A 12,010-nucleotide genomic window follows, 5' to 3' on the forward strand; every position below is an offset into this window, starting at 1 on the left:
GTGGTAAACTTCACTTTATGGGTGCTCCTCTCTTTGGGTGATGTTGTCTTCGTAAACACCATTCTACCAAAGATTAGGGCACTTTTTTATGTTTTTATGAGGTCGCACTTTCGTAATTCAGGTTGAAATAAATTTAGAATCATAATAAGTGAAATTAATAATAAATGTTTTCTATTAAGTGATGAATGCAATATTTCACCCTCCTATTTCAATTGTAACCTTCTTATTATTATTGGCTTTGTATGCACCAAACGAGCGTCCCTCATACATTGTGACAATAGAATTGCTTCCTTCAACAAATTTCATATCATTTACTTTAATATAACTTGTATAGGCTTTTTCAAATGATTTAGGAAAATAATGTTTTAGCAAATCTTTTATAATTGCTTTATTGTCAGCAGTTGGTTCAGCTATAATAATGTTAGTTTGTTTATAGTCAGTGTTATATTCAACAACAAGAGTATTATCAAAAAAATTATCTGAACCTTTTGTGTTTATTAGAATGACTCCATTATGACCGTACGTTGTTGTTCCCTTAAAGCTTGGAAGTGATTGAATCATTGTATTCAATTCTTCCTTCGTCTTAGGATAATCCACTACCGCCACCACAGGATTCTTCACCTTCAACGTATTTAAAACCATCACCACAGCCTCCGCACGGGTAGCGTTCTTCTCCCCGCCCATCGTTCCATCGGGATAACCCTTCATAATTTCCAACTTCTTAGCTACAGCTAAATAACCTGTTTTCACGCCTTCTGCATCTTTACCCAGCGCACGAATCGTCATCCGAGCGATCTCTTCGCGAGTGATCATCCGGTTTGGCTCAAACGTATTTTCCTTATAATCGCCAACCTTAATAATTGACTGCTTCAAACCTGTGGCGATATAGCCGCGGAACCAGCCTCTATCATCTACGAAAGGCGTATCGGTGTCTTCCGCTTTCAGCTTCATCGCGCCAACAAGCGATTTCAGAAACTCTGCGCGAGTCATATTGGCGTTGGGTCTGAACGTACTGGCATCGTAGCCATTAATCCAGCCCTGCGTTACAGCTGAGTCAATCTCAGCCTTAGCCCAATGTGTTTTCGTATCCGTAAAAGAAGCAGCCGCAGCTGCAGTCTGCACGCTCATCCACACAGTCATCAATAAAGTAATTGCGAGTACAACTCGGCTAAATTTTTGCATCATTCAACACTCCTACTGGTTATAATGTTTGGCCTCTCAAGGCTCCGTTTCTCTTCATTCCCATTTCAATACAATTGCAATTCCTACCATTTCTTCCCTCATCTCACTTTTCCCTTCTTTTTTTACTCACCCTTGAGCAAAAAATGATTTTTTTCGACATCATCGACTTTCCCCTCCGTCAGGCTCTCTCCCAAAAGCACTGCCGAAAACACAAAAAAGCACGCCCCTCCCTCAGTCGAGGGTGTAAGCGTGCTTCGCTATACGTTATTTCAACTACCATTGATGTTACTTCACATATGCAGAATTTGTCAATATCCCCAGCTTAGGATGCTGCGCTGGATTGAGCAGCTAACGGCTTATGCTTAAACAAAGGAACAAGCATTAACATCCCTAGGAACATAATCAGACCAGCTACGCAATAAATGCCCACAAGCGGAAATACCGTCTTGAGCTGTCCGGCAACGAGAGTCATAATAACCATCATCCCCATAAACATAGGAGTCAGCACGCCGTTCACCCGTCCGATGAATGATTCCTCCGTCCACTGCAGAATCATCGTGCTGATACCGATCTGGATCATTGGGAATCCCAGTCCGCCGATAAACTGCAGCACCAACGTTAGCGGAATACTCGTTGAAAAGCCAATGCCAATCATCGTTAGCGAGCTGAGCAAGAGTCCAAGCGCAAGCAGCTTTTGCGGAGCTGCTTTTTTTGCAATGACCATGACCGTACCCCCACCAATGAGCATAGCAACACCGTTAACCATAAGCATGTATTGCAAAAATTCCTTCGGCTGCCCCAGCCGCTCGAGCACGATAAACAGCCCCAACGTCTGCGCGATTCCAACTGCCGTTCCAGCAAGCGCAAACGTACCGCCAAGTGACTTAAGCACCGGACTGCGCCATACGTATGCGAAGCCGTCCTTCAGATCCTGCCAGAAACGACGCTCAGCCATTGCTTCCGTTCGTTCAACCTCCCGATCACGCGGAATGCGGAACAAAACAACCGCCGACAGAAGGAAGGCAACCCCCATGACGCCGATTGAAATCTCAATGCCGAACTTTTGGTACGAAATGACGCCGAGCGACGGCCCAAGCACCATAAAGATCGCAATCAGCGATTGGAACATCGCCATCGCTGACTGCAGCTGCTCCGCCGGAATATGCTGTTTGAACAGCTTCATGGCGGACGGCTGCGAGAACTGAGAAAGAATCGCGGATACAAACGTCGCAAAATAAACCATATGCCAAGAACCGTACATTAGCGTAATTAGAACGACAAATACGGATGCGGCGGATAAAAAATCACACCAAATCATGGTGAGACGCGGTTTCCAACGGTCCGCAAACGTCCCTCCAATAAATGAAAACACGAAAATCGGCAAAAACTCTACAAACCCCATCAAACTAATCGCAAAAGGATCTTCATTCGTTTTGTCCGTCACGTACATTAATATAGCAAAATTCCGAACCCAAATACCGATCTGCAGCAATACGTTCGACAGCAAAATCGTTTGAAAAAACTTGTTGCGGAACAAGCTGTTGTCAGCTCCCGCTGCTCCTTTGGCAGACATCCCTCTTTACACGCTCCCTCGTCAAAAATAAATCTTAACCCTTGCCCTGTTCTGACGGGCTATTGTAGCCTTTCTCTCCATAAGGCTGAAGCTCTTCCAGCCACTTGCCCTTCAATTCTTCGACCTCCCGTTTATACTGACGTACCGCATCAACGGGCTGACGGCCCTCTGGATCCAAAACGTCCTTATAATCATAACGAATCTTTTGCTCCAATTTAACGGTCTCTAGAACGAGATAAGAGAAGTCCGCAGCTCCATATTGCTTCCATTCCTTCTGCAGCTCTTTATTCGAATGCGAGCCCATATTCAGCATAAACTGCTCTTTTCCCCACAGCGCATCCAAATTGGTGGAACCACCGACTAATAGCTTACCATTACGATTATTTTTAATCTGAAAAACGCCCATCGAGCGCTCCCGCTCCTGATATTCCGCCGTCAATTGCTTGCGTGTCGCTTTATCCATCTTCTTTCCGTCCTCCTGCTTTTTGTCTTCCTTACCAGCTTGCTCAGATGATTTCCCAAGCATCTGCTGGTCCTGCTGGTCCCTATGTTTCTGCTGCTTCTCTTGTTTCTTCTGTTTTCCTTGCTTCTCCTTTGGCACAACAGCTTTCGTATCCACACGCAGAACCTGCCCACCAGTCTCCTGCAATTGAGCATCAACCTCAGAAATACCTGATCCCTTCACCCAATAAGCCCTGCCGTCATCCTTGCGATCCAGATAACCGTATTCGATCAAGTAACGTCGGAGGGTCACGTAATCCTCTTCCCAGAAAGCGCTGAGCTGCTTATTAACTTCCTGCTCGGTATAACGCATCCCCTCCTCGAAAAAAGAAGCAATGTGGCGAAGCACAACAAGCTTACGCTTCTCTTTGCGAGGGAACGAAGCAAGCGGCCCCTCCGGTCCATTCGGAAAATATTGCTCCAGCAGCTCTTCGTATTCCTCTTCTGTGATGGCGTACCTTGTATCCACCTGCGTCGCAGCGCGATGCACAGCCACGAAGCTCGGAGCGCTGGCCGCCCCTTCCTCCATCATCTCCAAAATGGCAAGGAGCAGCTTTGCCTGCTTTGCTTTCTCCTTGAGCACGAAACGATGATTACGAATGGTTGAAGCGCTCCCTGCTCCCGTGAGACCCATCATCTCCTTGTCGGACAAATCATCGGCAAAGCCGCGGATAAGCTCTTTTTGCAAATCAGTCAGGCCGGTCTGCTTCTTATCAAGCGCTAGCAAATAATCGAGCATGGAGCCATGCTTCTGCTTCACATGATACGCTGCATATTTGCGCGCCTCATACCAGCGACCGTTTGCTTCGTGATGAAAAATTTCTCCATCCTCGAACCGCTCTCCGCACAGCAAGCAAGTATAATAACCATCTGCTTCTACATAGACATAACCTTGCTTCAGCTCCGATAACGACGCCGACCAAAAACGTCCATCCAACTCCATATATTCAAACACCCCTCGATTTTGTTTGGTTATTTTATAGACATTATATAATTACGTCTATAAAATTACAATAAGAAAACATAAAAAAAGAACAACCGCTCTCGGGTATCCCCTAAAGCGGCTGTTCTGTAATCCTATTTTTGTTAGACGATTTCTTTCCGGTCCTTCGGCAGCAGCACAGCCAAAAGTCCGATCAGCGGCAATACGCTGCACGCTGTCATGACAAAACCAAGCGAACGCGCGTCGGCCAAATAACCGAGCACCACTGCGCCAAGCCCGCCCATGCCAAATGCGAGTCCGGTAATCAGCCCCGACGCGGTGCCTACCTTGCCCGGCATCAGCTCCTGCGCGTAGACAACGCTGACGGAGAAGCCGGATTGCAGCACAAATCCGAGCACGACAATGAGCGGATATACGAGCGCAAGCGGCAGGTGGGGAAGCAGCAGCGCGAACGGCGCCGCTCCGAGAATCGAGATCAGCATCATTTTTTTGCGCCCGATCCGGTCCGCTAGAATGCCTCCGCAGAACGTACCCGCAACGCCAGCCGCCAAGAATAAGAACAACGGAATCTGAGCGTGCTTGATCGTTAAGCCATACGTTTCGACTACGTAGAACTGATAAAAATTGCCGATTGCGGCTGCGTACCATGACCTTGCGAATACGATGGCAAACAGGATGGCGAGCGCAAAAGCCACTACCTTTGGTGCAAGCGCAGGCCTAACTTTTCCAGCAGCCTTTCTTTGCTGCATTTTACCGTCGTGTACGGCTAGCTGTGTCTTGTACCAAGGAACGACCTTCATCAGAATAATGATTGCAGTCGCGGCAAGCAGCGTCCCCCAAATCGCACCCTTCTGCCCGAACGGCAAAAAGATGAGCATCGTCATGAGCGGCCCGAGCATATGCCCGAAGTTGCCGCCTACTTGGTAAATCGACTGGGAGAACGCCCGGCGGTTGCCTGCTGCCAGATGCACGACCCGCGAGCCTTCCGGATGAAACACCGCGGAGCCAAGCCCGACGAATACGACGGCTGCCAGCACCAAATAGAAATTCGGAGCGAAAGCAAGGCCTGCCATCCCGATCATGCTGGAGAACATCCCTACCGGCAGCATCCAAGGCGCGGGCCTTTTGTCTGAAATCAAGCCGACGACGGGCTGCATAACCGAGGAGGTCATGTTGAGCGTAAAAGCAATCCAACCGATCTGCGCCAGGTTTAGCTTCAACGACTGCTGCAATACCGGGAACAGCGCAGACACGACGGATTGCATCATGTCATTCATTAGATGTACGGAGCTGATACAAATCAATATAGCGTAGACCGTAGCGGATTTAATGGCCGCTTTATTTACACTGCTAGTCACAGGCGATGCTGACATGATAAGTAGGACCTGCCTCTCTTAACGAAAATACCTCATTTCCGTTGACGGAACATGCAGGGGTTAGACTGTAGCAAATTTAATGCAGACGGGACTTGTTAATTCGAGCGATGCAGCGGTCTTCGTTAGCACGCCACTCTCTTCATCTACCGTAAATACGGTTACGTTCCCCGTCTTCTGATGAGCAACGAGCAAGTGGCCGCCATCCGGCGCAAGCGCAAAGTTTCTTGGCGAATCTCCGCCGCATTCCACATGCTGAATCAGCGTAAGCTCACCATTTTCCTGATCGACTGCAAAAACGGCTATGCTGTTGTGTCCACGGTTGGAGCTGTACAAATATCGACCGGAAATACCCAAATGGATATCGGCCGCATCGTTGTAGCCATCAAAACCTGCCGGAAGCGCAGAGATCGACTGCCCAGCCGTTAGCACTCCATTCGCTTCATCTACCTTCATTAACGTAATCGTTGAATCCAGCTCGTTCATCACATAACCGGTCTGCAGGGTAGGATGGAAAATCAGATGGCGCGGGCCTGCTCCGCGATGAACCTTGCTTGTGCTATGTGAAATAAGCGTATGTTTGCTCGCATCATAACGGTAAACCACGACCGCGTCGATCCCCAAATCAACTGCGCAGACAAAAGGCGAATCGCCAAGCGGCACGATACAATGCGCATGCGGTGCATCCTGTCTTGCGGCGTTGGGGCCTAGTTCGCCCGTATGCTGCTCCGTGGAAGAAGCTGTTTTAAGCTCCCCATCTTCTGTAATCGGCAGCAATGCCACATTTCCGCCTGTATAATTGGCAGCAAATAGCGCTTGACCTGATGAATCCGTGCTGATATAGCAAGGATGTGCACCGTGTGTGAGTGAACGATTGCTAGTGGTGGATAGGAGCCCGGTCTTCTTATCAATAATGAAGGTGGCAACGGATCCGCCATCTGCCTCTCCCGTAGTTTCCGTTTCGCTTGCCGCATACAAATATTCACCGCTCGGGTGCAGCGTCAGATAGGATGCATTCTCAAGCCCCTCAACGCGCTGTATGACAGCCAGCTCACCAGTTTTTGGATCAAACGTACCTACATGAATTGTCGGCTCCTCGGCCGTTCCATAGGACCCAATATAAAGGATCTCGCTGGATGTTGGTTGTTCATTTAAAGGGATCATTTGCACCCAACCTCTCTGTCGTTTTGGCATTACAGTGACCATAGCACATGCCGCCTCAGCAAACAATGTCTTTTTTTTATAAAAGACTTCACAAATCCTATTGTGACATGTTACAATGTAAGCGCTAACAATTCAGTGGTTCACATTTCTAAAGGGGGAAACTGAGATGGTGAATGTAGTACTGAGCGAACGGAACGTATATGAGGATTTCGAGCTGGAGTCGGATGTTCTTTATTTCAAGCTTGGCATGCAGGGACTCGTAAGCTTCCATGGCAGAAACTATAATATAAAGAAAAGAATGACTGCCGAGCAAATTGAGCAGCTTACTCACGAGAGAAGCTTCTACCAGATCAGCTCCAATTGCTTCATTAACATCGGCAAAATCAAGACCATTGCTGATGGCACGATTTATTTTGGCTCCGACATTTCGGAATCGAAGCAGGTAACGGTTAACCGCCGCAAGCAATACGTCATACAGCAGTTGTTCTCACAGCGCTCATCGAACAAAGATTTGCGCATCACGCCATAACGCACTGAGAGCCGCCCTATTTCTCCAGCAGGAGAAAATAGGGCGGTTGTTTGTTTAGCTCCATCCTGCTATTCTTAGGTTGAATATGATTTTTTAGGAGGATTTCCATGTCGACGCAAGGACAAGCATTCGAGCAATTATTCCATGATGAGCAAGCCGTATGGCTGCAATGGGGCGCTTATGAAGCGGCAGTATTGCCAGGAGTCGGAGCCAACCTCATTGCATTCCGCGATAAAGAAAACCAATACTCGTTTCTGAGAGAGCCTTCCGCCGAGAATATGGACAGCTTCAGAGCTAGTCCCGGCGTACATGGCATCCCAGTTCTTTTTCCTCCCAACCGCTATGAGGATGGTACCTTTACTTGGAACGGTAGGACCTACAACTTCCCTGTAAACGAAGTAGCAACCGGAAACCACCTTCATGGCTTCTTCCATACGGCGGCTTGGGACGTCGAAGACTTCGGCACGACCAAAACAGAAAGCTATGTTTCCCTAAAAATTTCAATCGATGAGAACCATCCGATTTATGAGTATCTTCCGCACCGCTTTACGATAAAGCTCCGTTACGCTTTGAATGCAACAGGCTTGCTGCAGCATGTATCAGTACATAACGAAGGCACCGACGCCATGCCTTGCCTAATCGCTTTCCATACCGCAATCAATGCGCCATTTGCGCCTAACAGCACCGTCGAGGATTGCAGTTTTACCCTTACAACCGGCAAGCGCTGGGAGCTGAACGAGCGGATGCTGCCGACAGGAAAGTACCAAGAGCTGTCTGCCGACGAGGAAGCGATGAAAACAACTGGCTTATCTCCAATCTGGTCTGCCATGGATAACCATTACACGGCTGAGCCGCAAAATGGCCGCAATGCGATGGTGCTTACCGACAGCCGCAGCAACGTAACGCTTGTCTACGACGTAGGTACAGCTTATAAGCAATGGATGATTTGGAACAACAATGCGACGGCAGGCTTCTTCTGCCCTGAGCCTCAGCTTAACCTTGTGAACGCTCCCAACGTGAATCTTCCAGCCGAGCAAACCGGGCTTGTCTCATTGGAGCCAGGTGGCATTTGGGAAGAAACCAGCCGTTTGTACGTAAGATAATAGCAGTGCACAATGATTGTGCATTACAGGAAAGCCGAGCAGATGCAATGCCTCTGCCCGGCTTTTTGGCGCTTACGCATATAACTATACAAGCTTAAATAGATCTACAATTTAGATCTATTTGATCAAAAATCGACCACTGGAAAGAAATAGGTCTAAAAAGTAGATCTATTCTAGCCGTCGAGCTCCAAATGGGCAGTAAAAGACCGACTTTGGGTAAAATAGATCTACAATTTAGATCTATTAGATCAATAATTGACCAATGCAAAGAAATAGGTCTAAAAAATAGATCTAATCTAGCCTTAGAGCTCCACAATGGCGGCAAATGGATGGTTTTTCAAGAAATAGGCCTAAGGATCGCATGTTTATTTAACGAACCGTCTGAACGTGTTTTATTAGTTCAAGGTATTCATAGAAGTTGAACATAGAAGTCGAACCCAAAAAATGAAGTTTAAGATAAACGATAAGAACGTTCTGGAGAAACGAAGTGTTCGCCATTATAGCAGGATTCTTACCTTTACATGTCTTAGTCAATCAAAGAATCTGGCTGCAACTGCGACCCAAAAAAAGGATCTACTCGTACAGCGATCAAAACGAGTAACTTTCGATTAATTTATATAGCTTTAATGAAAATACAACGGTACTTCAGCTGTATTGATGCTAATGCGCTCATTCATTAAAGCAACAAATTTCTCGAAAACCAGTTGTAATACGTTCTATTCATCCCTGGATAGCTTGAAACTCCGAAGTTATGTTCTATTGGAAGCATGGTTATGTATATGACATCCCAGCCAACTGACATGTTACGATAGCTATGGCGCCAACCGCATCAAAAAATGTAAGCGCTTCATTTCTCCCGGCCGGAGAAATCCGCTTTTCGTATTCGTGTAATACCATTTAATAAGGAGGCGAATGATAGTGGTAAGAAACAGGCTTTGGAAAATATTCACCGTTGCCGCACTGCTCTTTTCGCTGCTTCCGGCAGGTGTCGGAAATGCGGCTGCGACGTTGACCGAGGTACCGTATACGATGGACTCGAGTAATCAAGCGGGATGGTGGACACCGCTGGAAACATACGGCACGGGACTCGAATACGCCTATATGGCATACAATGCGCCGGGCAGCACCAGCACCCATAAAGTATACATCGCAAGGCGCGACGGCACAGGAGCCTGGTCTAACATCCCGGTCATGAATGGGAGCTCAGTCGCCGAATACAATGACGATGTCGGGCACAACCAGCCTTCGATTGCCCGGGACGGCAGCGGCAGATTCCACGTATTTGCGTCGATGCATAACGACAGCTGGCGCTACTTCAGATCGGACACGGTTGGAGGCGCGCCGCAAAATCATTCCGCCGACATGCCGACCCCCGCTTCCTTCAGGGGCACGTATCCGGTGCTGACAACAGCGCCGAATGGCGATGTCTATCTACTGATCCGCTCCGGGCTGGATTCGGCTGGCTATCGCCCCGGCGTCTTATTCCGTTGGAACAATGCCGCGTCGACCTGGAGCCAGGTGGCGGTGGTTGGCGCAACCGCAGGGCGTTCATTCTATCCCAATGACCTGGTCTTCGATGCGAACGGCGACCTGCATATTTTGTTCGAATGGTCGGCCTTCGTATCGAGTGCGCTGCGCCACGAACTCTCCTATCTCAAATACAGCCCATCCACTGGTTCCTTCTACAAAGCGGACGGCAGCGCGATAACCGCCCCTGTCTCGCTTAGTACAGCCGATATCGTTCAGCCGCTTGGTCCTAATGAGGCTTACGTTCAGGACGGCGGAGATCCCGGTGGCCCAGGCGTGCAAAGCGCCAAGCTAGCGGTAGATTCCGCAGGCAGCCCAAAAATCGTCTATCGCTACCGGGAAGATGGAAGCACCAATTTCTCCGTCAAATATGCATCGTTCGCTTCGGGAAGCTGGAATCTGCAGACGGTTTACGACCTTACGCAGACTAGAGCGGCCATCGATATTACATGGACGGGCTCGACCGTTCGCGTGTACTACGCAAAATATAGCGGCACGGACCGTGCCTACATGGCAATCCCTTCGGGAAGCGCGGGCTGGAACTTGACCTCTATTGCGCCTGGCAAGCCCATTGAGAGGCTTAGTGTCGAGCGGAACGCGAACGGAATTGACATTTTGTATTTGGTCGATATCACGAATAGCAAGCTGTATTACGGCAGGAATTAATTCAAACATATAATGCTGCTAATGGATACAAGCCGGGTGCACGAAGTGCCCGGCTTAGTTTATATTGGCGTGGCAAAGATCAGCCTATCCTGTCATCCTTCCGGGCTTGAAACAAAGGGTGCTTTGTTTGAGAACAATTGATAACCACCTGTTAACGCCCCTCAAAAAATCTTTTCTGCTCTCCTTTGCAGGACAAGAGTGACTATTGTCGAGAAAGACTGTAAAATGTAAGCATCAGCCCCTCTTATGTCGAAAACTGAAGGGAGACTATGATGCGACAGTCCATTTGGAAAGCACTCATCCTAGCCAGCCTATCCACCTTTATTCTCATAGCCACACCACAGCCTATTGCCTATGCAGGTTTTTTTGACCGCATCAAAGATATCTATAATACGCCCGAGAAAATAAGCGAGCTGGAAGGGCAATATATTGAAGCCAAGGAGGCCTTGGCCGAACAGCAGCAGCAGCTAGAAGAATCCGCCAAAGCCGCAGCTGAATATGCGCGCAAGCAGCAGGAGCTTCTAGAGCAGAATGAGCAGTTCCGTCAACAGAATGAACAGCTTATTGCCCAAAATGCCAGCATACAGGCAGAAATGGAGCAAATGAAGCAGGATAAGCAGTCCTTGATTAGCAAGCTGATCAACACGGTCATCATTATCGCAGCCGTATTCCTTGCCTATATCGTTTCCTTGCGCGTCTGGCGTTACGTGGTATGGCGCAAGCAGCGAAGCTCCGGCGGAAGAGGGATTAGCGGATGAACATCAATGTCCCTGCCAAGACCGGCCATGTGCATGTCACTCTTGAGGGTGCGGACAAGCTTCATGTCTTGCACCCCAAATCCATCATTGCCTACCAAGGAGATCCCCAGAGCCGCGAGGATCGGTTTATGGATTTTGCCGGCATGTACCGCAAGAAGCGTTGGATACGCTCCATCATTTCCGGTCCGTCTGAGTTTATTCTCGGGCTGCCAGCAGGCTGCTCGCTTGAAACGGTCCATATCGAGGCTAAGAGCGATTTGCTCTTCGACTTTCGCCATGTGATCTTCTTCTCGGACGGCATGAAGCTGAAATCGGTCATCCAGAAGCTGAAAAACGCTTGGATCACCAAGGAATTTGTCCGTATGCGCTTCTCCGGACCAGGTATGCTCGGCATTATTACAGCCGGAGACGTTAAGTCCATCCAGTTGCAGCCCGACCGCCCTCTTTACGTGGAAACGGGCGCTCTAGTCGCCTACCCTGAGCACGCCTCCATTCAGTTGTCTGTGTACGGCAACAAACTCGCCAGCCAGCATATGAATGTGCAGTGGGAAATCAGGGGTACTGGCCCCGTGCTCATTCAGACGGGCTCGCGTGATGCGGAGCTTGAAGAACAGCTGCAAAACGGTGGTTTTATCAAAAGAATACTCCGTGAGGTTCTGCCATTCGGCGGCATCTATATCAAATAAAAAGA

General features: G+C 48.5%; 10 protein-coding genes. 5 read left to right on the top strand and 5 right to left on the bottom strand.

The features are described from left to right. Window positions 1-195 precede the first annotated feature (195 nt). The 5 genes from E0496_RS25520 to E0496_RS25540 all read right to left on the bottom strand — a co-directional run bounded on the left by E0496_RS25520 (window position 196) and on the right by E0496_RS25540 (window position 6,766). On the bottom strand, window positions 196-1,182 hold the full coding sequence (locus E0496_RS25520; protein WP_206669858.1) for an S-layer homology domain-containing protein: 987 nt from the start codon (window positions 1,180-1,182) through the stop codon (window positions 196-198). A 322-nt stretch (window positions 1,183-1,504) separates the two neighbouring features. Next, entirely contained in the window at window positions 1,505-2,755 is a 1,251-nt protein-coding gene (locus tag E0496_RS25525) for an MFS transporter (RefSeq protein ID WP_141504576.1), read from the bottom strand. Window positions 2,756-2,789: 34 nt separating this feature from the next. After that, window positions 2,790-4,199, bottom strand: a complete 1,410-nt coding sequence (locus tag E0496_RS37085; RefSeq protein WP_141504577.1) for a DUF2087 domain-containing protein — start codon at window positions 4,197-4,199, stop codon at window positions 2,790-2,792. Window positions 4,200-4,342: 143 nt separating this feature from the next. After that, the gene (locus E0496_RS25535; RefSeq protein WP_141504578.1) at window positions 4,343-5,572 is read right to left on the bottom strand and encodes an MFS transporter; all 1,230 of its coding nucleotides are present in this window, start codon (window positions 5,570-5,572) and stop codon (window positions 4,343-4,345) included. Between the two features lie 63 nt (window positions 5,573-5,635). Beyond that, a complete protein-coding gene (locus E0496_RS25540; RefSeq protein ID WP_206669859.1) occupies window positions 5,636-6,766 on the bottom strand; it encodes a lactonase family protein in 1,131 nt (376 codons plus the stop codon). A 136-nt stretch (window positions 6,767-6,902) separates the two neighbouring features. On the opposite strand from E0496_RS25540, the gene E0496_RS25545 reads away from it, so the two are divergent. From E0496_RS25545 to E0496_RS25565, 5 genes are all read left to right on the top strand, one after another. Continuing rightward, window positions 6,903-7,265: a LytTR family transcriptional regulator DNA-binding domain-containing protein gene (locus tag E0496_RS25545; protein ID WP_139995834.1), complete on the top strand. Its 363-nt coding sequence runs from the start codon at window positions 6,903-6,905 to the stop codon at window positions 7,263-7,265. A gap of 107 nt (window positions 7,266-7,372) precedes the next feature. Then, a complete protein-coding gene (locus E0496_RS25550) occupies window positions 7,373-8,368 on the top strand; it encodes an aldose 1-epimerase (RefSeq protein WP_141504580.1) in 996 nt (331 codons plus the stop codon). A gap of 918 nt (window positions 8,369-9,286) precedes the next feature. Then, the gene (locus E0496_RS25555; RefSeq protein ID WP_206669860.1) at window positions 9,287-10,561 is read left to right on the top strand and encodes a BNR-4 repeat-containing protein; all 1,275 of its coding nucleotides are present in this window, start codon (window positions 9,287-9,289) and stop codon (window positions 10,559-10,561) included. A 272-nt stretch (window positions 10,562-10,833) separates the two neighbouring features. Next, window positions 10,834-11,319, top strand: coding sequence for a hypothetical protein (locus E0496_RS25560; protein ID WP_161601570.1), 486 nt, complete (start codon window positions 10,834-10,836; stop codon window positions 11,317-11,319). Next, window positions 11,316-12,005: an AIM24 family protein gene (locus E0496_RS25565; protein WP_139995829.1), complete on the top strand. Its 690-nt coding sequence runs from the start codon at window positions 11,316-11,318 to the stop codon at window positions 12,003-12,005. Before E0496_RS25560 ends, E0496_RS25565 begins: the two co-directional genes overlap by 4 nt. Window positions 12,006-12,010 lie beyond the last annotated feature (5 nt).

It is taken from the genome of Paenibacillus luteus (genome assembly GCF_006542765.1).
In the GTDB taxonomy this organism is placed as follows: domain Bacteria; phylum Bacillota; class Bacilli; order Paenibacillales; family Paenibacillaceae; genus Pristimantibacillus; species Pristimantibacillus luteus.